Here is a 20,876-nt window from a genome sequence, read left to right on the forward strand (position 1 = left end):
GCTCTAATCCTCCTTCATTACAGCATCTATATAAATAGATGGGTCATTTAATAGTTTCGCAGCATCATCCATAAATGGTGTTATCCACTCTGAACCAACACCGTATGCTACTGTAATAAGCACCAATACGACAGTTGGTACGAAAAGGGTAGTGTATACTTTTTTATCGACAGTACCCATTGTCGCTTTTTCCTCTCCCCAGAAGGCATAAAGGAAAATACGAATAACAGAAAGTAGCACAAGTAAAGATGAGGCTAAAATAAAGATACTACTCCACATGCTACCAGCCTCAAAGCCGCCTTGAACTATTAACAGCTTTCCAACAAAACCACTAAGTGGGGGAATCCCTGCTAAACCGAAGGCAGCTATTAAATAAAACCAGCCTAGCACAGGGTACTTTTTCATAAGTCCGCCCATTTTCCGTAAATCTGATGTGCCTGTAATGTAGATTACAATACCAATCAACATAAAGAGGGCTGCCTTTATAAGCATGTCATGGATTAAGTAGAACATCGCACCCTTTAACGCCACTTCATTCATTTGAGATACACCAAATAAAATGACACCTACTGCAATAACAATGTTATAAATAATAATGAGTTTGACATCGAAATAGGCAAGTGCCCCGATACAGCCTGCAATAATCGTTCCAATTGCTAGTATCATCAGCAAATGATGTGTATACGATAAATCATGTACGAAAAATAGTGTGTATGTGCGAGTAATCGCGTAAACCCCAACTTTTGTTAGAAGTGCACCAAATAGTGTTAACACAGGAATCGGTGCAGCTGCATAAGAAGTTGGAAGCCAGAAGTAAAGCGGGAATATCGCCGCTTTTAAACCAAATACCATTAAAAACAGCACAGCAATAACGGTTATGATACCTGGCTGATTAATCTCGCTAATTTTCACCGCAATGTCTGCCATATTCAGTGTGCCTACAACTGAGTATAGGAAAGCTACTGTAATTACAAACAATGCTGAAGATATGACATTAATTAAAATATATTTAATGGAGCCTTTAAGTTGTCCTTTTTCTCCACCTAGTACAATTAGTAAATAGGACGCCATTAATAATACTTCAAAGAATACGAATAAGTTAAAAATATCCCCTGTCGTAAATGCGCCATTCACACCTGTTAAAATAAACATAATACCAGGATAATAGAAAAAGCGTTCACGCTCCTTTGTAATAGAACCAAAGCCGTACCAAACAACGAAGAATGCAATGAGTAATGTTGTCGTTACTAACAGTGCAGACATCATATCCGAAACCATTGTAATACCATATGGTACGGGCCAATCTCCGAATGTAACTTTCTGCAGACCGTCATTTTTTACTTTCAATAAAAGTGAAACGGCTGATATGAAAGCAAGTAGAATGCCTAGTAAAGCAAACGTGCGCTGATATTTTAAATTTTTCTGCCCAAACATTAAAATCATGCCGAAGAAGAACGGAATGATGATTGGTAGTAAAAGGAAGTTATTCATCCTCATCACTTCCTCTCATTAAGCTAATATCATCTGTCTCTAGCTCCTGATATGAGCGATATGCAAGTACTAGGAAGAAAGCCGTTACCCCAAAGCTAATAACAATAGCGGTTAAAATTAAAGCTTGTGGTAAAGGGTCAGCAAACGTTTTGGCACCTTCTTTTAAAACAGGAGGAGCCTCCCCTGTAAGTCCACCCATTGTTAAAATGAGTAAATGTGCACCGTGGCTTAGAAGCCCAGTACCGATAATAATACGTAATAAGCTTTTCGATAATATTAAATAAACCGCTGCCATAAACAAAAAGCCAATGACAAACGCCATAATTATTTCCATTATTCATCCTCTCCAATCGTTTGAATAATGGTCATCGTAACGCCAACAACAACCAAGTAAACACCGCTGTCAAAAAGCATTGCAGTGTGTAAGGATTGCTTACCTAGAAGCGGTAGTTCGAAATAATCAAAGAAATGTGTGAAAAAAGGTTTCCCTAAAAACATAGGGAATGCCGCTGTTGCAAGTGCCAATAATAAGCCCGTTGCAGTTAAATACGTATAGTTGATCGGTAAAACATTGCGTACAGTGTTTAAATCAAAGGCAAGTACTAAGAGCACGATGGCACTGGATGTTAAAAGTCCTCCTACAAAGCCTCCACCTGGTGTATAATGACCAGCTAAAAAAATATGAATGGAGAAGAAGAAAATAATGAAGAATACAATTTTAGCTGTAAATTGTATTATCACATCATTTGTTTTCATGCGATTTCTCCTTTCTATTCATACGCAGCTTGATCATTGCTAAAATTGCCATTCCAGCAATACCTAACACTGTAATTTCAAATAATGTATCAAAGCCACGATAGTCTACTAAAATAACATTTACAATGTTCCCGCCGCCTGCTAATGAATAGACGGTTTCTTCGTAATATTTTGAGATAGTCGGAACAAGCTTTTGAGAATGTGCCGATAAGGCTATAAGCGTCACCATCACACCAACTGCGATTGAAATAACCGCACGATTCAACTGAAAGCGCATGCGTTCTTCACGTTTTCCAAGCTTCGGAAGATGGTAAAACGCCAATAAAAATAATGCGACAGAAATAGTTTCAATAACTAGCTGTGTTAAAGCTAAATCAGGTGCATTAAAAATTACGAAAAATAATGCAACAGTGTATCCGACAGAGCCAAGTCCAATGATTGCTGTAAGACGTGACTTCGCAAAAATAGTAATCGTTGTGCCAATAATTAATACAACTATTAAAATTAATTGGTAAGATCGAATTGGGGCTGCGCCTTCAAAGGATATTGAAAAGGCATCCTTGGCAAATAACGTCCCAATTGAAATAACAGCAATAGCACTGAACATATACAGTAGATAGTGACGCATAGAACCAGTCATATAAAGACGTGATACACGATTTAATCCGACATCTAAACCAAGCATTGTTTTGTCATAGGCATTATTGAGCGTAAGAGCACGTGGGAATAGGTTATAGATGCCTTGCCATTTAGGTAAAGCAACAAATAATAAGACGCCTATAATGACAATGCCGATAGTCATGATTAACTCCGGTGTTAGACCTCCATGCCAGGCTGCCACGTGAATATTGATATCTTTAGGAACATCATATAAAAACGGCTGAATGGCTTGTACTGCAGGCTTTACAAACGTATCCCCAATTATATTAGGAATGAAGAAAATAACGACTACTAATGATGCTAAAATCATCGGTGATATTAGCATACCAATAGGAGCCTCATGTGGTTTATGAGCGTAAAGCTCTGGTTTATATTTTCCTGTAAATGTTCTAAATACAAAGTAGAAACTATAAATAAACGTAAAAATACTCGCTACCCAAGCAACGATAGGGAAAAGAACGCCCCATGTATCAAAACCAAAAAATTCGAAATTTTGAAGTGCTAACATAGCAGTTAAAAACATTTCCTTACTTAGGAAACCATTAAATGGAGGTAATCCTGCCATCGAGAAGCTGCCAATTGCCGCCACTGTAAAGCTAAGAGGCATAATGCTCATTAATCCCCCAAGTTTACGGATATCACGAGTACCTGTTTCATGATCGATAATCCCTGCAATCATAAATAAGCTACCTTTAAATGTTGCGTGGTTAATAAGGTGGAAAATGGCTGCAAATGCCGCATATTTAAACACTGAATCAGCTGCACCGTTTACATGAAATGCAACTGCCCCAGCGCCTAGTAGTGACATAATTAATCCAAGCTGACTGACAGTAGAAAACGCTAGAATTCCTTTTAAATCGGTTTGCTTTAAGGCAAAGAACGAACCCCAGAATAGCGTTAACAGACCTACTCCTGTAACAAGCCATACCCATAGCTCAGAAGCTGCAAAAATTGGTGTAAAGCGAGCCACTAAGTAAATCCCTGCTTTTACCATTGTTGCAGAGTGTAAATATGCGCTGACTGGTGTCGGTGCTTCCATTGCATCAGGTAACCAAATGTAGAATGGGAATTGTGCAGATTTTGTAAATGCCCCTAGGAGTAATAAAACGAGTGCCCATGTGAACAATGGATGTTGCACTAAGTTTGGTGCCATTGCTATAAGTTCACGAATTGAATATGTTCCACCCATTAAATAAAGAAGGATAAATCCTCCTAACATCATTAAGCCGCCGAAGACTGTAATCATCATTGATTTTAGTGCACCGAAGCGAGAAGCATCACGTGTGTACCAATAACCAATAAGTAGGAATGATGAAATCGACGTTAACTCCCAGAAGAAGTACAAAGTAATTAAATGATCAGATTGTACAACACCGAGCATTGCGGTCATAAACAATAATAAGTAAACATAAAAATTATGTAGTTTTTCTTTATGTTTATCTAAGTAAAAAATGGAGTAAAGCACAACGAGTGAGCCAATTCCTGTAATGAGTAACGAAAATAGTAAGCTAAGTCCATCCAAATATGATACGAAAGAAATATCGAGCGATGGAATCCAAGGTATTCCATCATAAAACACTTCTCCTTGGGCAACTCTCGCTATATAAGTAGCATAAATAACGGCGAGTGTTGCAGGTACTGCCAGAACAAACCAGCCTGTGTGAATATTTTTAACGCTTTTATATATAAAAGGCACAAATATTGCAGCAAGCATCGGGATGAAAATATAGAGTACTTGTAACAAAAAAATCCTCCTTTATGCAGGTAAGTGTAATAATTATAACGTACTTTCGTAGGGAATGCATTTGGACTAACAGGATTTAGCTTGGATAGCAGGAGAATTTTAGCTATATTATAAATAGGAAGTTATCAAAAAAAACAGAGGAAAAAAATTTTTATGAGGAACCCTTACATATATGGTTATTTACCATTAATCACAATTTTATTGTTTAGTTTAACGTTCGGCATGTATGCAGTAGGCGAAGCATTACAATTATTTCAAGCAATCGGTGTTTATTCAGGAATGCGTGAATTTTTATCGGATTTTGAATTACGTGTATTATTGCTAGTTGTATTTGCGGTTATTTTTTTTATGGCAATTTCTGCGCTTAAATTAGTTGGTGAAACAATTCATGAACTAGGTATGTTATTTTTTTCAAAAGATAATGAAGGGGCAGCAGTAAGCCAAGCGCGTGGAGGCTATGTCATTCTATTTATTGGAGCTATGTGTTCTGTCTTTGCTATTCAATCCATTTATGCATTAGCAGGTATATTCGTTTTAACGATTTTTATCTATTTCATTTATCTTATTTATAAAATGAGCCTTTTTATGTCCATGGGTGGCACGATTGGATTACTAATATTTGAACTTTTCATGTGGACAATATTATTTTCGTTATTAGTTTATGTGATTTTAAAATTGTATAACGGTGTACTGGCAAGTCTACCTTTTGCAAAATAAAGTCAGTGCCAGTCACTCAAACAATTCTGAATTCTGCCAGTAATATATTGAAAAACCCACTTAGACTCCTGCGGGAACGCACGTAAAGTAAGACGCAACAAACCGCGCGACAGCGAGGGTTGCGGCTTACGGAGTGCCCGCGGAAAGCAAGTGGGTTTTTACGTTTTAGAAGATTCCATTGTGCTAGGTGTCCTTGCTAAGTGCCAGTCACTCAAACAATTCAGAATTCTGCCAGTGGATTTTTACGCTATAATAAGTCGTTATTTGCTAGGAAACTTTACTCTAGTAAAATATTAAATAGCTTGTGATGAATTTTATACGCTTCTAGTTTTTCCATTGGTTGAGGTTTATCATAGCCAAGCCAAACAGCAGCTGTATACTGATCATTTAAACCGGCTAGCCAATAATCGCGGTAATCATTTGTCGTACCTGTTTTAGCACCAACATAGTTACTATTATTATAAACACCTTGCCCTGTACCATTTGTTACAACTTCTGTAAGTAACTCTCGCATATATTTTACCGTTTTGGGTGACCATATTTGATCACGTTCCGTATCCCAGCTAAATAGTACAGTGCCATCATTGGCTGTCACTTTACGAATACTATGTGCAAGGACATATGAGCCGTCAATAAAGCTTGTGTAGGCATCTGCTAACTCCAGAGCTGTAACACCATATGTTAATCCACCCAATGATGCGGCATACGTATGATCCTTTGCCACGATGGAGCGGAAATGGAAGCGATCAAGGTAACTAAATGCCGTCTCGACACCAACAGCATTAAAAAGGCGAAGAGCAGAAGTATTATAACTATTACGAAATGCTGTTCGAATAGTCACATCCCCATATTTATATCCCCCATAGTTTTGAGGGCAAAAAGAACCGACACAATAACTACCACCATTCACGATGGAATCTGGTGTATTTGTTGTCGTTTCAAAAAAAGGTGCATAGACAGCAAGTGGCTTAAATGCTGAACCTGGCTGTCTTGGTCCTTGAAAAGCCCGATGATAATCAAATTTCTCGTAATTTTTACCGGCATATAGACTGATGATTTCACGAGAGGTGTTATTAATTACAGCTCCCGCTGCTTGCAATTGGCCAGTTCCTAATATAGCCGTCATTTGCTCTTCATCATGATTTTGTTTAGTTGGGTCAAGAGCCGTATAAATGGTTAAACCATTTTGGAACAAAGTATTGAGACGATTGTCTAGTTGTGCTTGAATCAACTTTTTTTCTTCATCACTTTGCGTATTTTGAAGTCGATCCGTATAGCCTTCTTTCTCAGCTACAAGCCAGCGTAGCTCTTGCAGAACATAAGTGCTATACATGGGGTAGCTTTGCATCTTATTTTTCACATTTAATATGACTGGTGCTGCTTTATAAGAAGCTGCATCTTCCTTTGTAATAGCACCACTAGCAGCTAGTGTATCGAGTAGCCGTTCTTGTCTTGCCTTTGTTTCATCAAAATTTTTTAAAGGATTATAAAGTGATGGATTGTTTGGAATAGCAGAAATAAAAGCTATCTCAGCAATTGATAAATCTTGAATAGGTTTTTGGAAATAATAGGTCGCTGCACTTCCTATACCATATACTTGATTGCTAAAATAAGATTCATTTAAATACATAGTTAAAATAGCATCTTTATCGTATTTTTTTTCAAGCTCGTAGGCATAAAATAATTCCGTCAATTTTCGTTCGTACGTTTTTTCGTCAGATAAATAGCGCATTCGAACAAGCTGTTGGGTAATGGTACTGCCTCCTTGCGAAGTAGCATTGGCATTAGAGTTCGCGACAACAGCACGAATAATGGCACTAAGATCGAAGCCGATATGATCATAAAAGTCGGCATCCTCACTAGCAATAAAAATTTCCTGGGCAATTTGTGGAATTTCTTGCAGTGTTAAAGGCTGCCTCCATTCGACATATTCTTCGCTAAAGGTTTGACCATCTTGATCTATTAATGTGACGGGAAGCTGAACCTGTACTTCAGGCACATCAATCGTTTCCTCGATTTGTTGTTCGTGGGCTTGGGCTGCATTTAACTCTGATCGTATATTCGTACCGATCCACCAAATGGTAGGTAAACATAGAGTAATAATAATAAAACCAAAAACTTTTTTCATAAATGCCTCCAACTTTGAAAATAAGTCTTTCAACAGAATAGCATATTTTGGATGTATTCCAAATACTCGTTGAGACCTATTTACACAATACGAAACTATAAAAAGAAATAGCAAAGATAGCCCGTTTCTTCCATCATCATTTTGGGTTATACTACCATAGGTATCAAACAGAAGTTCCCCATATTCAAAAATATAATTGGCTGAACGATTGTAAAATTACAAAATTCGTCAATACTTAGGTGGAGAAAACGGCTAGGAAGTATGTTAGACTAATATGAGGTCAGGAATGATCTAGGATGATCATTTTCATTGAAACTGAAATTTTACATTTAAAGGAGAGACTCCAATGTTTCCACAATTAACAACAGAAGTACAAGAAGGCGAAGTACTAGTAGAAATGAAAACGACTTTAGGTGCGCTAAAAATTAAATTATTTCCAAAACAAGCACCAAAAACAGTTGAAAATTTCTTAGGGCATGCAAAATCAGGTTATTACGATGGAATCATTTTCCACCGCGTTATTCAAGATTTCATGATTCAAGGCGGTGACCCAACTGGTACTGGTATGGGCGGTGAGTCAATTTGGGGTAACTCATTTGAAGATGAGTTTTCTGATGAATTATTTAACCTACGTGGTGCACTTTCAATGGCAAACGCTGGTCCAAACACAAACGGTTCTCAATTCTTTATCGTACAAATGAAACACCTTCCAAGTGATATGCTACGCCAACTTCAAGGTGCTGGTTTCCCAGAAGAAATTATTGAAGCATATGCACAAAACGGTGGTACACCATGGTTAGACCATAAACACTCTGTATTTGGTCATGTTGTAGAGGGTATGGATATCGTTGATAAAATTGCTGATGTAGCAAAAGATAACCGCGATAAACCGCTTGAAGATGTTAAAATTGAGTCAATTACAGTTTTTGAATAATAATTGTAAGGACGTGTAGAAAATATGGAACATTTAATGTATCAATTTTTATATTTCCCTGAAGATAAAACAGCTTATATTCCAGCAGCTTTTGAATTTTTAATCATGCTTATTTTATGTATAGGTGTATTTATGATTTTCCGTAAAATCTCTAAAAAGCAGGAATTAAAATCTAAGGAAATCGAAACACGTATTTTAGCTGAACGAAATAGCACAAATAATCAACAAAATGTATAAGTAAAGGTACTCTGTGTAAGAGTGCCTTAGACTATAGGCAAACTCGAATAATTTTCGGTTTGTCTATAGTTTTTTTTAGATTAATACATAAAACATTCCTGTATGCAAAGTGAAGACTTAAGTAACTAGCACTAGTGTAACGAATAGGAAAAATCCATTTTTTATAGCGCAAAAAACCACGCGCTTTCCTCGGGCACAGTGTAAGCCACAAACCTCGCGGGCGCGCGGTTGGTTGCGTCTTACTTTGCGTGCATTCCCGCAGGAGTCTACGTGGATTTTTGCTTTGTTAAAAATTCAGAATTGTTTGAGTGCCAGGCACTTACAATGACAATGCTAGCTTAAAGCGAGCAACTGCATCTTTTACAGTATCAAATGAGCAGGCCACGTTCATACGTAGGAAGCCACGGCCTTCTTCGCCATATTTTGAACCAGGCTCTAATGCAAGTTTCCCAACTTCAAGCAATTGCTTCATTAACTCTTTTTCATCCATTGCTAATTGACGACAATCTATCCACAGTAAGTATGTGCCTTGAGGCTTAGCAATGTGTATGCCAGGCAATTGCGTTAACTCTGTAATGACATAATCCATGTTATTAGAAATATAAAGAAGTAATTCTTCTAGCCATGGTAAACCTTCAGTGTAAGCTGCTTGCAGTGCAATAGGGGCAAAGCTGTTTAATGAGCCTTGACCACTGGCCATATTGACAGCCTCTAATTGTAGGCGTTTTTTCTTATCAGTGGCAATGATATATGAGACTTGAATACCTGCAAGATTGAATGTTTTTGTCGGTGCCATACACGTAATTACACGATCGATTTCATCGCCTGCAATTTTTGCAAGCGGCGTATGCTTGGCACCATCTAACATTAAATCTGCGTGAATTTCATCTGAAATAATTAGAACATCATACTTAGCACAAAGACGAATAATCTCTTTTAGTGTGGCTTCGTCCCATACATAACCACCTGGATTATGAGGGTTACACAATATGTAAGCTTTTATGTCTTGGGCAAGTGCTTGTTCGAATGCCTCAAAATCATAGACAAATGTCCCGTCTTGTTCTACTAACGGACAAGTTATCACTTCACGACCATTACTTTTTGGGATATTAAAAAATGGCGGATAGACAGGTGTTGAAATAAGTACCTTATCTCCTAGATTTGTCATTGCTGTTAGAATATTTGCTAATGCTGACACGACGCCATGACTAAAAGAAATGGAATCTTTTTCAATGTGCCAATTATAACGATTATATTGCCAGTCCACTATCGACTGTTTTACTTCCTCGCATACAAAGCCATAACCGAAGATGGCACCCTCAGCATGTTTTTGTAGTGCCTTTGAAACAGCTGATGGTGGGGCAAAGTCCATGTCTGCTATCCACATTGGTAATATTTCTGTAGTATCGTTTAGGCCATAAATTTTCTCCATTGCGTCCCATTTTACTGAGTTAGTATAGCGACGTTTTAAAGTTTGATCGAAAATAGACAAGCAAATCACTCTTTTCTTTTTTTTTTACTATGGTATCATACCTATTAAGATTAAAGGATAATAGGTGAGTATTTTGGAAAATATAAAAATGAATCGAGCAGCCGTACATCTGCTAGCGGAGTGGGACCCTTTCCACATCGGTGCTGAGAATTATGATACAGAAACAGCAGATGTTGTTGCAGCATTACAAGGTATTGATGACCCATCGGCTCTTGCAAAGGTCATTCAAGAAACTTACGAGCACTCGTTTGAGCAATGGATTCCAATTGAAGATTGTGTTTCCATTTCATACAAACTAATTGCCATTAAGTTTGAAGCCAAATGCATTATTTAAACGACATATAATGTTTTTCTATTGGAAAGGGCGTATGGGGCGAGCATGTATGCCGTAAGCTCTCTTTCCTTATAAAAGTGAGGTTGTCTTCAATACTTAGACAGCCTCATTTTCTTATTAAAACAATGGTAAAATCCTTTGAATAAAAATAAGGAAAATCGCAATTGGTGATACGTAGCGAATTAATAAGTACCAAATGTTAAACATAAGACTTGAAGAAGCAAGCTCTTTTCGGGAAATATCTTTTGTATAGTAATAGCCTGCAAAAATAGAAATCAGTAATGCACCAATTGGCATGTCGACACTATTTGTAAAGAAGTCTACAAAATTAAAAATTGAGCGATCTAAAATTTGTACGTCCGATACAATTCCGAAAGATAAGGCACTCGGAATACCAAAGACGAAAATAATAATACCGCCAATCCATGCATTTTTTTACGCTTTTCAGGTTTGTTTCCAGTGGCGATAGCTACTACTATTTCTAACATAGAATTGTAACAGTATAAGAATAAAGAAAATTGTCAGGAATAGACCACCGAGTGGCAATTGTTCGAAAACGCAGGCAAAATAATAAAAACAAGCCTTGGCCTTGGTTAGGTGTATAGCCTAGTACGAACACGGCTCGGAAAATAACTAAACCTGCAAGTAGCGAAATAATACTATTATAGAGGCTACATTGATAGCTGAATTACCAATCTTTTCGGTTTTCGGGAGATATAATGCGTACGTAATCATAACGGCAATACCGATACTTAGAGAGAAGAATGCTTGTCCAAGTGCTTTTAAAAATGTTTTAGCATTTAAGTAAGACCAGTCAGGAACAAACATAAATTTTACGCCGTCCATTGCACCATCAAGTGTTAATGAACGGATAACTAACACAATGAAGAAAATGAATAATAGTGGCATCATCCACGTACTAGCCTTTTCAATCCCACCTTTAATGCCTCCCGATACGATGGCAATTGTTAAAAGTAAAAATAGTCCTTGTACAAGAATAGCTTCAATTGGACTAGAGATGATATTGCTAAATAAATCAGCGTAATTGCCTTCACTACCATTACTTGATAATTGAAAAGTCAATGAACGCCCTAAAGAACTTAATATCCAACCGCCAACTACACTATAGAAGGACAGTATTAAACAAGCAATAATTATGCCGCCCTATCCTATTAAAAACCATGATTTTCCTGGCATTTGTTCTTTGAACGATTTAACAGCATCCTTTTGCCCGTGTCGGCCAATCATAAATTCTGCAATTAACACCGGTAAGCTGATGAAAAATGTACATAAAATAAATACACTTCCATCAATCGTTCCCGCCATATATGGAATTGATCTCTAAATGATACGAAAATAAAGTCTCCTTATACTAAAGTTATATTTTACCGTAAAAACGTCATAACACAAGTCAAATTTCTGAAAATTGATTATAAATACTTTTTTTCTAGCTACTTTTAAATGGGATTTAAAGCTTACGTGCTAAAGTGTTAGTTTAACAGCGCAAAAGACCGATTCTATTGGTTTTATTAGCACAAAACTATGCGCTATCACCAATTCAGTTAAAATGTAACAATTAGGGAAAATAGGTCGTTACATATAAAAGGAGGGATAACGAGTGAATGAGTCCGAATTAATCGAACGAGCACAACAAGGTGATAAAGAAGCCTATATCGAACTAATTCGCATCCATCAGCGAACAGTAGAAAAATTTGCCTTTCAATGTGGCGTACATAGTAGTGATTTGGCGGATGTTGCACAAGAAGTTTTTGTTAAGCTGTACCGCTTTTTACATCAATTCAAGCAGGATCGTTTTACTACATGGCTTTATAAAGTCACGCTCAATGCTACGCGTGATTATTATCGTCGGGAGCAACGGGAGCAGGCGAAAGAGGAGCTGTTAAATGCACAGCCACAAAATTATAGTCCCTCTGCGGAAAAGCACGTATTAAATTTTGAAGAAGATCGATTATTGCACAATAACATTCAAGCATTGGATGAAAAATATCGCTATCCACTTGTATTGTTTTACTTTCATGAGTTAAAGTACGAGGAAATTGCAGAGGTACTTGGTATTTCATTGTCGGCGGTCAAAGTGCGAATTTTACGCGCAAAGGAAAAGCTCAAAGTCTCTTTGACACAGGATGGGAGTGTTGAAAATGGATGACAAACAATTTGACAAACGCATGGCATTATTAAAAAAATCATACGACCGAATGGAACAAAAATTAAATCCAGCAGATGTTTTGAAGCAAATTGAAGAAGAAGAAAAAGAAGCACTCGCAAAGCAAACGATTGCCATACAAAAGAAGCCCTTCCCAAAATGGCAAAAGCCAGCGGTGTGGCTAGCGAGTATTGCAAGCGTATTACTAGTTGGTTTTTTAGTGACGCTCTATACAATGAAACAGCAAGAAAATAACCAAACTGAAGTCCCACAAAATGAACTTTTAAAAAAGGCAGAAGAAGAAGAGGTAGCCGACTATTTAACGAAAAAATATAAAAGTCGAAAAGAGGATATTAGAAGAGAATTAAAAGTTTCGAAAGATGAACTGCAAACATTTGAATTTATTCAAACGGCAGATACAATGTTAGATTTTTATATCGCAAATAATTTGCATTCGTCATCAATTGAGAGTGATAGTGCACAAAATGTAGAAGAATACATTTTATATTATTTAATGACTCCTAAAAGGGCTATAGAGACGATAAAAACATATAACAATTTAACTTTTGATGAATCGTATGAGGTTTATAACCAATACGTTATTGCTGTAGAAGAGTTGGAAGATTTTTACAGCGAGCTACTTGAACCGTTTGAACCACTACTGAAGAAAGCAGATAAAAAGCAATATCCATCTGATTTAAAAGCTATTATTGAAGCGGCAAATAATCAATATATGGAGCTGAAAAAGGATGAAAAAGGCTCGTTTTATTTTAAAGCGAATCCAGTAGATGGGGAGTTTGCACCAGCTTATATAAATCAATTACATCCGGATGTTTTTGGGTATTTCGAATACTTAAAAACGGGTTATTTATTATTAGTCGACGATTTACGCTATTCACGAGAAGAAACAGCAAATTCGCTTAAAATAATGGAACGTTCGTTACTTTCAGATGTCAATGCCGGTTCTCCCAATTACAAATTATTACTAGAAACCTTTAAAAACACGTGGGAGGCATTATTACTAGGTACTAAAAAATATCCTGTCTTAGCGGAAGATGGGCAACCTGATAAGGAATATATAACATTTTTACAGGAAGTAGCCAAGGGTAAGTATGGGGAGGTTATGAAAAAGAAAGCTGCCAATATCTTTAAGGAATTACAGCAAAATAATCATTCTGAAACTTTAGCGCAACTTACTGCTTATGATATATGGACAATACTTTTACAGACACGGGAAGAAACAGCAGGTTATATCAACGATAGTGATTTTAATATTGTTGACATGAATGATTCTCGTATAGAGCAAATTAAAGGAATATATGAGCAATATAAAAAACATAACGATATAGCTATATTAAACCAACTTCGCCCAATAAATATTGCTGCGCTTTATTTATATGCCATATCCATTGGTGATGAGTCTTTGCAAGAAACTTTATTAATGCCAGATTCCGAATTGGATATAAGTTTGATGTTACAAACAATGAAAAATATAGAAATATTTAGTCAGCTAGGCGAATACGATGGGATTTATCCAATTGTAGCTGCTCGCGTTGCAATCAGTGAACAGGATAAGTACGGAAGGCAATTCCTAATAAAGTTTTCGAAGCAAGAGGAAGGGTATTATCGTATAACAGAGATCATTGATTAGTGGGACGATTTTTTGCTCCAGATATTGACGTATGTTATAATTTAACGTGATATATACGTAGCAAACATATAGAAAGTGGGCAAAGGTTATGGCAAAAAAATATGAATTAGGAGACGTATTGACCGGAAAAGTTACAGGTATTCAACCGTACGGTGCGTTTGTAGCACTTGATGACGATACACAAGGGCTCGTGCATATTTCTGAAATTACGTACGGCTTTGTAAAAGACGTCAGTGAGTTTTTATCAGTAGGGCAAGAGGTTGAAGTGAAGGTACTTGAAATCGATGAAGCGGCCGAAAAAATTAGTTTATCGATCCGTGCCTTACAAGAGCGCCCAGCAGCAATAAGAAAAAAAGATGCGCCACCACGGAAATCTCTACAGGATCGTGTAGATGAATCCGATGCAAACGGCTTTAATTCCCTAAAAGATAAACTACAGGACTGGATCGAACAGTCAGGACATTAAAAAACGAGGATGCTTCCATATGAAGGCATCCTCGTTTTTTTATAAACATTTTCATAATTAAGATTAGTCCTTTTTCATCTTCCGTATGCGATACTGCAAGTTTTGGCGGCTCATGCCAAGCGCACCAGCAGCCTTTGTTATATTACCCTCATATAGATTTAAGACATTTTGCACATAATAGGATTCGGCTTCCCGTAAATAAGCATCAAGAGGCATGACATCATTTTGCTGCTGGAACATAAAAAATTCAGGTTCGCGCTCAGATGTATCTTGGCTCTGCACCTTAAATCGAAAATGAACAGGGAGTAAATCGAACGTAACAGTCGATTCAGTTGTCATAAATGATACGATTTCATCAAGTAAGAGTTCGAGCTCTTTCAGATTTCCTGGCCAATCATATTGTAAGAATAATGCTTGAACATCAGGTGCTAGTTCTGTTACGTTTGATGCAAATCGCTCACGATGGCGACTAAAATAATCATCAACAAACGGTAAAATATCTTCTTTTCGGTCTGTTAAATTTGGAATAGTGATGGACATTGTTGCAAAGAAATAATACAAAGATTTTAAAAGCTTTTTCTCCGCTATAAGTGTAATCGGATCACTGCCGACACTGCCTATCAGCATATATTTTGATTGTGGAAGCGACTGTAATAATTCCAGTAATTGCTCCTGAACATGAAGGCTTAAAAAATCAATCCGTTCAAAGAAAAATGTATATGCTTTGTCATCCTGTAAAAGCTCTTGCATTTTATCTAGCACTGATTTCGCTGAACGTCGACTAAATAGTGTAACAAAAGCTTCAGTATCAGCTGAAGCCGCATGATGAATACTTTCTGCAACTAAATCCTTTCCTGTACCAGACTCCCCGATGAGTAATATAGGTAATTTTACTGCGGCAGCTTTTTTAGCATTTACGATAACTTGTTTCATCGTCTCTGAAACGGCGGTAATCATATCAAATGTTAAAGGCTCACCATATCGACGGAGAGGTTGGTACACTAGTTTTTCTAAAGATGTTATATCACGTGCAAATTCAATTGCACCGATTAGTTGATTGTTTTTAAAAAGCGGAAATGTATCGTTAATCGTTGTAATTTCATGACCATTTTTATTCCAATAGGTTTGTTTCACATTCATTTCTTGTAAGCCAGTTTGTAATACCCGCATTAAAGTACTTTCATGTTGACGGAAGGAAAACAACTCAATAATTGAACGATCTGCTAATTCATCAAAATGAAATCCTTCAATTTCTTTCATTTTTGAATTATAGATAATTGTTTTACCTGTTACGTCAATCGCATGTATACCAACGGATACATTAGTTGCAATAAACTCATAAAAAGGTAATAAGGGTTCAGAATTTTTCATAAAATGTGCACCTCAAAAATTTTTTACTTGAAATATGCAACGAAATTTTGCATTATAATAAGTGTAAGAATATTTTATACGCAAAAAAAATTTGCGTCAATGTTTTTTGCACACTAAATTTTTACAGCTCACAAAAGGAGGATATAGTATGATTCCATACAAACACGAACCATTTACAGATTTTTCTCAAGAGGCAAACTACAAAGCTTATTTAGAGGCATTAAATAAAGTTGAAGGCTATTTAGGTCAAGACTATCCACTAATTATTGGTGGAGAACGTATTACAACAGAAGATAAAATTGTTTCATATAACCCAGCAAAGAAAACAGAAGTAATTGGTCGCGTTTCAAAAGCAAGCAGAGAATTAGCTGAAAAAGCTATGCAAGCAGCAGATGAAACATTTAAAACTTGGAAAAAAGTAGACCCAGCTATTCGTGCTGACGTGCTATTCAAAGCAGCAGCAATTATCCGTCGCCGTAAACATGAATTCTCAGCACTTTTAACAAAAGAAGCTGGTAAGCCATGGAATGAAGCAGATGCTGATACAGCAGAAGCAATTGACTTCCTTGAATACTATGGTCGCCAAATGTTACGTATTAAAGACGGTCAACCAGTAGAAAGCCGTCCAGGCGAATACAATCGTTATGATTATATTCCATTAGGTATTGGTATTGTAATTTCACCATGGAACTTCCCATTCGCTATTATGGCTGGTACTACAGTAGCAGCTTTAGTAACAGGGAACACAGTATTATTAAAACCAGCTTCAACAACACCAGTTGTTGCTTATAAATTTATCGAAGTTTTAGAAGAAGCGGGATTACCTGCAGGTGCAGTGAACTATGTACCAGGTTCAGGTGCAGAAGTTGGGGATTACTTAGTTGATCATCCGAAAACACGCTTCATCAGCTTCACAGGTTCTCGTGATGTAGGCTTACGTATTAACCAACGTGCAGCAACACATAATGATGGTCAAATTTGGATTAAACGTGTTATCGCTGAAATGGGCGGTAAAGATACAATTGTTGTCGATAAAGAAGCAGATTTAGAGCTTGCGGCACAATCAATCGTAAAATCAGCTTTCGGCTTCTCAGGTCAAAAATGTTCTGCATGTTCTCGTGCCGTTATCGTAGAAGATGTTTACGATACAGTTGTTAACCGTGTAGCTGAGCTTACAAATGCGTTAACAGTTGGTGACCCAGCTGACAACAGCAACTTCATGGCTACAGTAATTGACCAAGCAGCATTCAATAAAATTACTGAATACATTGAAATTGGTAAAGGAGAAGGTCGCCTTGTAGCAGGTGGTACAGCTGATGATTCAGTTGGTTACTTCGTCAATCCAACAGTATTCGCTGACGTAGATCGTTCTGCTCGTATTATGAAAGAAGAAATTTTCGGACCAGTTGTAGCAATTGCGAAAGCAAAAGATTTCGATGAAGCAATCGAAATTGCAAACGACACAGAATACGGCTTAACAGGTGCGGTTATTACTAACAACCGTATGAACTTAGAAAAAGCTCGTGAAGATTTCCATGTTGGTAACTTATACTTCAACCGTGGTTGTACAGGTGCTATCGTTGGTTACCAACCATTTGGTGGTTTCAACATGTCAGGTACTGACTCAAAAGCTGGTGGCCCTGACTACCTACAACTTCATATGCAAGCAAAAACAACTTCAGAAATGCTTTAATTTTTACTGATTTGTGTGGCGCAAAACCACATGTTCATAGATGGGCTGTTTAAATAAGAAGAAAAAGCTAGCAACGCCTCGTACGTAGATAGTAAAACCTACGAGGTGTGCGGCTTAATTAATAGGTGACCAATTTTTTGTTTTGTTTCTATTAAAGAGCTCTTTTATCAGATCTTATAAACCGTCCTATCTTTATAGATTTTCATTTTAGTTAGTAGGGAGAGAATGCTATATGTCAAAATCACAACAAGTTATTGAACAAACACAAAATTACGGTGCTGCAAACTATCATCCACTGCCAATCGTTATTGCAGAGGCTGAAGGTGTTTGGGTTAAAGATCCAGAAGGAAACAAATACTTAGATATGTTATCAGCATATTCTGCAGTGAATCAGGGGCATCGCCATCCGAAAATTATTGCTGCATTAAAAGAACAAGCTGATAAAGTAACTTTAACTTCTCGTGCATTTTACAGTGAAAACTTAGGTGAATGGTATGAGCTAGTAGGAAAATTAACAAATAAACAAATGGTTTTACCTATGAATACAGGCGCAGAAGCAGTAGAAACTGCATTTAAAGCTGCTCGTCGTTGGGCTTATGATGTAAAAGGTGTAGAAGAAGGTAAAGCAGAGCTTATCGCTTGTAACGGAAACTTCCATGGACGTACGATGCTAGCTGTATCTTTATCATCTGATGAAGAATACCGTCGCGGTTTCGGACCAATGTTACCAAATATTAAACTTGTTGATTACGGTAATTTAGAAGCATTAAAAGCTGCAATTACTCCAAATACAGCAGCATTTTTAATTGAGCCAATCCAAGGTGAAGCTGGTATTGTTATTCCACCAGAAGGCTTCTTAAAAGCTGCACGTGAATTATGCCGTGAAAATAATGTTTTATTCATTGCGGATGAAATTCAAGCTGGTTTAGCTCGTACAGGTAAAATGTTTGCATGTGATTGGGAAGAAGTAGAGCCTGATATGTACATCTTAGGTAAAGCATTAGGTGGCGGTGTATTCCCGATTTCTTGTGTTGCTGCTAATCGTGAAATTTTAGGTGTCTTCAATCCAGGTTCTCACGGTTCAACTTTCGGAGGAAATCCTTTAGCATGTGCTGTTTCTATCGCATCTATTAAAGTATTATTAGATGAAAAATTAGCAGAGCGCTCACAACAACTTGGTGAATATTTCAAAGGTAAATTACGTGAAATTAACAACCCAGTGATTAAAGACGTTCGTGGCCGTGGTTTATTCATCGGTATGGAACTAACAGAAGCTGCACGTCCATATTGTGAAAAACTAAAAGAATTAGGTTTATTATGTAAAGAAACACATGATACTGTAATTCGTTTTGCACCACCATTAGTTATTTCTCAAGAAGATTTAGATTGGTCTATTGCTCAAATTGAAAAAGTATTTAAACTTTAACAAAATGTTCACATTTTAATTCAGAAGTGTGTTACAATGATGCCGATATACAATCATTAAAAAAAACAAAGAGGCGATTTAAAATGTCTGAAAACTTAAATCTGTTCACATCAACTCAAGATGTTATTCAAGAAGCTCTTAATAAACTAGGCTATGACGAAGCAATGTATGAACTACTAAAAGAGCCGCTTCGTATGCTGCAAGTCCGCATTCCAGTTAAAATGGATGATGGAACTACAAAAGTATTTACTGGTTACCGTGCACAACATAATGATGCAGTAGGACCAACTAAAGGTGGAGTACGTTTCCATCCAGCTGTTTCCGAAGAGGAAGTTAAAGCGCTTTCAATGTGGATGACATTGAAATGTGGAATTGTAGATCTACCATACGGCGGAGGTAAGGGCGGTGTCATCTGTGACCCACGTCAAATGTCTATGGGTGAAATCGAACGTCTAAGCCGTGGTTATGTTCGTGCGGTTAGTCAAATTGTTGGACCAACAAAAGATATTCCTGCTCCAGACGTATTTACGAATGCACAAATTATGGCATGGATGATGGATGAATATAGTCGTATGGACGAATTCAACTCTCCAGGTTTCATCACAGGTAAGCCACTTGTTCTTGGCGGTTCTCAAGGTCGCGACCGTGCAACTGCTCAAGGTGTAACAATTGTTATCGAAGAAGCTGCGAAAAAACGTGGTATCGACATTAAAGGCGCTCGCGTTGTAATCCAAGGTTTTGGTAACGCAGGTAGTTTCTTAGCTAAATTCATGAATGATTTAGGTGCTAAAGTAATTGGTATTTCTGATGCATATGGTGCACTTCATGATCCAGAAGGTTTAGATATCGACTACTTATTAGATCGTCGTGATAGCTTCGGAACAGTAACAACATTATTTGAAAACACAATTTCGAATAAAGATCTTTTAGAGCTTGATTGTGATATTTTAGTTCCAGCTGCAATTGAAAACCAAATTACTGCAGACAATGCGCATAATATTAAAGCAAACATTGTTGTTGAAGCAGCAAATGGTCCAACAACAGCAGAAGCGACTAAAATTTTAACAGAGCGTGGCATTTTACTTGTACCAGACGTATTAGCATCTGCTGGTGGTGTTACAGTTTCTTACTTTGAATGGGTACAAAATAACCAAGGTTATTATTGGACAGAAGAAGAAGTAGAAGAACGCCTTTACAAAAAAATGGTTGAAGCATTTGATAATGTATATACAACAGCGACTACACGTAATATCAATATGCGCTTAGCAGCATATATGGTTGGTGTACGCCGTACTGCAGAAGCATCTCGCTTCCGTGGCTGGGTTTAATCAATAGATACTTAAATAAGAAGACATTCCTAATTAGGGATGTCTTTTTTTATTGATTGCAGTTGATTTATGCTCCGGGCGGCAACCTTAATTGTTTGAGTGCCTGGCACTAAGTAGTAGTAGTCGTCTCCTAAAACGTAAAAAATCTCTACGCTTTCCTCGGGCAAAATGTAAGCCACAATCCTCGCAGTTGCGCGGTTTATTGCGTCTTACACCTTGTACTGTTCCCGCAGGAGTCTACGTGGATGTTTACTTGGATAGTCATAAAATGCATGATTAGCCTG

At 37.2% G+C, this 20,876-nt stretch carries 20 protein-coding genes; 10 read left to right on the plus strand and 10 right to left on the minus strand.

The features are described from left to right. Positions 1 to 3 precede the first annotated feature (3 nt). The 4 genes from NSQ74_RS09055 to NSQ74_RS09070 are packed head-to-tail and all read right to left on the minus strand — an operon-like array spanning position 4 to position 4,651. On the minus strand, positions 4 to 1,491 hold the full coding sequence (locus tag NSQ74_RS09055; RefSeq protein ID WP_340822854.1) for a Na+/H+ antiporter subunit D: 1,488 nt from the start codon (positions 1,489 to 1,491) through the stop codon (positions 4 to 6). Beyond that, on the minus strand, positions 1,484 to 1,825 hold the full coding sequence (locus tag NSQ74_RS09060) for a Na(+)/H(+) antiporter subunit C (RefSeq protein ID WP_024364871.1): 342 nt from the start codon (positions 1,823 to 1,825) through the stop codon (positions 1,484 to 1,486). The genes NSQ74_RS09055 and NSQ74_RS09060 overlap by 8 nt, the downstream gene beginning before the upstream one ends. Beyond that, positions 1,825 to 2,247 (minus strand): Na(+)/H(+) antiporter subunit B, encoded by a 423-nt coding sequence (locus tag NSQ74_RS09065; RefSeq protein ID WP_340822856.1) that lies wholly within the window; start codon positions 2,245 to 2,247, stop codon positions 1,825 to 1,827. Before NSQ74_RS09065 ends, NSQ74_RS09060 begins: the two co-directional genes overlap by 1 nt. Then, positions 2,234 to 4,651 carry a Na+/H+ antiporter subunit A gene (locus tag NSQ74_RS09070; RefSeq protein WP_340822857.1) on the minus strand — a complete coding sequence of 806 codons (2,418 nt, stop codon included), beginning with the start codon at positions 4,649 to 4,651 and terminating at the stop codon, positions 2,234 to 2,236. Before NSQ74_RS09070 ends, NSQ74_RS09065 begins: the two co-directional genes overlap by 14 nt. Positions 4,652 to 4,804: 153 nt before the next feature. On the opposite strand from NSQ74_RS09070, the gene NSQ74_RS09075 reads away from it, so the two are divergent. Next, positions 4,805 to 5,368, plus strand: a complete 564-nt coding sequence (locus tag NSQ74_RS09075; protein WP_340822858.1) for a DUF5366 family protein — start codon at positions 4,805 to 4,807, stop codon at positions 5,366 to 5,368. A gap of 277 nt (positions 5,369 to 5,645) precedes the next feature. On the opposite strand, the gene NSQ74_RS09080 is transcribed toward NSQ74_RS09075, so the two are convergent. Next, positions 5,646 to 7,496 carry a transglycosylase domain-containing protein gene (locus tag NSQ74_RS09080; RefSeq protein ID WP_340822859.1) on the minus strand — a complete coding sequence of 617 codons (1,851 nt, stop codon included), beginning with the start codon at positions 7,494 to 7,496 and terminating at the stop codon, positions 5,646 to 5,648. Between the two features lie 346 nt (positions 7,497 to 7,842). Here NSQ74_RS09080 and NSQ74_RS09085 point away from each other — a divergent pair, with 346 nt between their 5' ends. Next, positions 7,843 to 8,430, plus strand: coding sequence for a peptidylprolyl isomerase (locus NSQ74_RS09085; protein ID WP_340822860.1), 588 nt, complete (start codon positions 7,843 to 7,845; stop codon positions 8,428 to 8,430). A gap of 24 nt (positions 8,431 to 8,454) precedes the next feature. After that, a complete protein-coding gene (locus NSQ74_RS09090; RefSeq protein ID WP_173479753.1) occupies positions 8,455 to 8,667 on the plus strand; it encodes a hypothetical protein in 213 nt (70 codons plus the stop codon). Positions 8,668 to 8,986: 319 nt separating this feature from the next. Here NSQ74_RS09090 and NSQ74_RS09095 read toward each other — a convergent pair whose 3' ends face one another. Further along, positions 8,987 to 10,159 (minus strand): MalY/PatB family protein, encoded by a 1,173-nt coding sequence (locus NSQ74_RS09095; protein WP_340822861.1) that lies wholly within the window; start codon positions 10,157 to 10,159, stop codon positions 8,987 to 8,989. Positions 10,160 to 10,232: 73 nt separating this feature from the next. Between NSQ74_RS09095 and NSQ74_RS09100 the strand changes: the two genes are divergently transcribed. After that, a complete protein-coding gene (locus NSQ74_RS09100) occupies positions 10,233 to 10,493 on the plus strand; it encodes a DUF1871 family protein (RefSeq protein WP_340822862.1) in 261 nt (86 codons plus the stop codon). Between the two features lie 117 nt (positions 10,494 to 10,610). On the opposite strand, the gene NSQ74_RS09105 is transcribed toward NSQ74_RS09100, so the two are convergent. From NSQ74_RS09105 to NSQ74_RS09115, 3 genes are all read right to left on the minus strand, one after another. Continuing rightward, positions 10,611 to 10,790, minus strand: a complete 180-nt coding sequence (locus NSQ74_RS09105) for a hypothetical protein (protein WP_340822864.1) — start codon at positions 10,788 to 10,790, stop codon at positions 10,611 to 10,613. Positions 10,791 to 11,126: 336 nt separating this feature from the next. Beyond that, on the minus strand, positions 11,127 to 11,576 hold the full coding sequence (locus NSQ74_RS09110) for a hypothetical protein (protein WP_340822865.1): 450 nt from the start codon (positions 11,574 to 11,576) through the stop codon (positions 11,127 to 11,129). 81 nt (positions 11,577 to 11,657) lie between these two features. Further along, positions 11,658 to 11,819 (minus strand): hypothetical protein, encoded by a 162-nt coding sequence (locus tag NSQ74_RS09115; RefSeq protein WP_340822866.1) that lies wholly within the window; start codon positions 11,817 to 11,819, stop codon positions 11,658 to 11,660. Positions 11,820 to 12,111: 292 nt separating this feature from the next. Between NSQ74_RS09115 and NSQ74_RS09120 the strand changes: the two genes are divergently transcribed. From NSQ74_RS09120 to yugI, 3 genes are all read left to right on the plus strand, one after another. Continuing rightward, positions 12,112 to 12,660 carry an RNA polymerase sigma factor gene (locus NSQ74_RS09120; RefSeq protein WP_340822868.1) on the plus strand — a complete coding sequence of 183 codons (549 nt, stop codon included), beginning with the start codon at positions 12,112 to 12,114 and terminating at the stop codon, positions 12,658 to 12,660. Next, the gene (locus NSQ74_RS09125; RefSeq protein WP_340822870.1) at positions 12,653 to 14,308 is read left to right on the plus strand and encodes a hypothetical protein; all 1,656 of its coding nucleotides are present in this window, start codon (positions 12,653 to 12,655) and stop codon (positions 14,306 to 14,308) included. Before NSQ74_RS09120 ends, NSQ74_RS09125 begins: the two co-directional genes overlap by 8 nt. 88 nt (positions 14,309 to 14,396) lie before the next feature. Continuing rightward, on the plus strand, positions 14,397 to 14,774 hold the full coding sequence (gene yugI, locus NSQ74_RS09130; RefSeq protein ID WP_340822872.1) for a S1 domain-containing post-transcriptional regulator GSP13: 378 nt from the start codon (positions 14,397 to 14,399) through the stop codon (positions 14,772 to 14,774). 63 nt (positions 14,775 to 14,837) lie between these two features. Here yugI and NSQ74_RS09135 read toward each other — a convergent pair whose 3' ends face one another. Further along, positions 14,838 to 16,145 (minus strand): sigma 54-interacting transcriptional regulator, encoded by a 1,308-nt coding sequence (locus tag NSQ74_RS09135; protein WP_340822874.1) that lies wholly within the window; start codon positions 16,143 to 16,145, stop codon positions 14,838 to 14,840. 148 nt (positions 16,146 to 16,293) lie between these two features. Between NSQ74_RS09135 and pruA the strand changes: the two genes are divergently transcribed. The 3 genes from pruA (at position 16,294) to NSQ74_RS09150 (ending at position 20,592) form a co-directional block, all read left to right on the plus strand. Beyond that, entirely contained in the window at positions 16,294 to 17,838 is a 1,545-nt protein-coding gene (gene pruA, locus NSQ74_RS09140) for an L-glutamate gamma-semialdehyde dehydrogenase (RefSeq protein WP_340822875.1), read from the plus strand. Positions 17,839 to 18,070: 232 nt separating this feature from the next. Then, positions 18,071 to 19,264: an ornithine--oxo-acid transaminase gene (locus tag NSQ74_RS09145; RefSeq protein WP_340822876.1), complete on the plus strand. Its 1,194-nt coding sequence runs from the start codon at positions 18,071 to 18,073 to the stop codon at positions 19,262 to 19,264. Between the two features lie 83 nt (positions 19,265 to 19,347). Then, positions 19,348 to 20,592 carry a Glu/Leu/Phe/Val family dehydrogenase gene (locus NSQ74_RS09150; RefSeq protein WP_069509732.1) on the plus strand — a complete coding sequence of 415 codons (1,245 nt, stop codon included), beginning with the start codon at positions 19,348 to 19,350 and terminating at the stop codon, positions 20,590 to 20,592. Positions 20,593 to 20,876 lie beyond the last annotated feature (284 nt).

Origin of the sequence: Lysinibacillus sp. FSL W8-0992 (genome assembly GCF_038008685.1) — a bacterium.
Lineage (GTDB): Bacteria > Bacillota > Bacilli > Bacillales_A > Planococcaceae > Lysinibacillus.

Coding starts and splice junctions, on each gene's coding strand:
- NSQ74_RS09055 (WP_340822854.1), bottom strand. CDS start 1,491: ATGAATAACTTCCTTTTACTACCAATCATCATTCCGTTCTTCTTCGGC.
- NSQ74_RS09060 (WP_024364871.1), bottom strand. CDS start 1,825: ATGGAAATAATTATGGCGTTTGTCATTGGCTTTTTGTTTATGGCAGCG.
- NSQ74_RS09065 (WP_340822856.1), bottom strand. CDS start 2,247: ATGAAAACAAATGATGTGATAATACAATTTACAGCTAAAATTGTATTC.
- NSQ74_RS09075 (WP_340822858.1), top strand. CDS start 4,805: ATGAGGAACCCTTACATATATGGTTATTTACCATTAATCACAATTTTA.
- NSQ74_RS09080 (WP_340822859.1), bottom strand. CDS start 7,496: ATGAAAAAAGTTTTTGGTTTTATTATTATTACTCTATGTTTACCTACC.
- NSQ74_RS09085 (WP_340822860.1), top strand. CDS start 7,843: ATGTTTCCACAATTAACAACAGAAGTACAAGAAGGCGAAGTACTAGTA.
- NSQ74_RS09090 (WP_173479753.1), top strand. CDS start 8,455: ATGGAACATTTAATGTATCAATTTTTATATTTCCCTGAAGATAAAACA.
- NSQ74_RS09105 (WP_340822864.1), bottom strand. CDS start 10,790: ATGCCAATTGGTGCATTACTGATTTCTATTTTTGCAGGCTATTACTAT.
- NSQ74_RS09115 (WP_340822866.1), bottom strand. CDS start 11,819: ATGGCGGGAACGATTGATGGAAGTGTATTTATTTTATGTACATTTTTC.
- NSQ74_RS09125 (WP_340822870.1), top strand. CDS start 12,653: ATGGATGACAAACAATTTGACAAACGCATGGCATTATTAAAAAAATCA.
- yugI (WP_340822872.1), top strand. CDS start 14,397: ATGGCAAAAAAATATGAATTAGGAGACGTATTGACCGGAAAAGTTACA.
- NSQ74_RS09135 (WP_340822874.1), bottom strand. CDS start 16,145: ATGAAAAATTCTGAACCCTTATTACCTTTTTATGAGTTTATTGCAACT.
- pruA (WP_340822875.1), top strand. CDS start 16,294: ATGATTCCATACAAACACGAACCATTTACAGATTTTTCTCAAGAGGCA.
- NSQ74_RS09145 (WP_340822876.1), top strand. CDS start 18,071: ATGTCAAAATCACAACAAGTTATTGAACAAACACAAAATTACGGTGCT.
- NSQ74_RS09150 (WP_069509732.1), top strand. CDS start 19,348: ATGTCTGAAAACTTAAATCTGTTCACATCAACTCAAGATGTTATTCAA.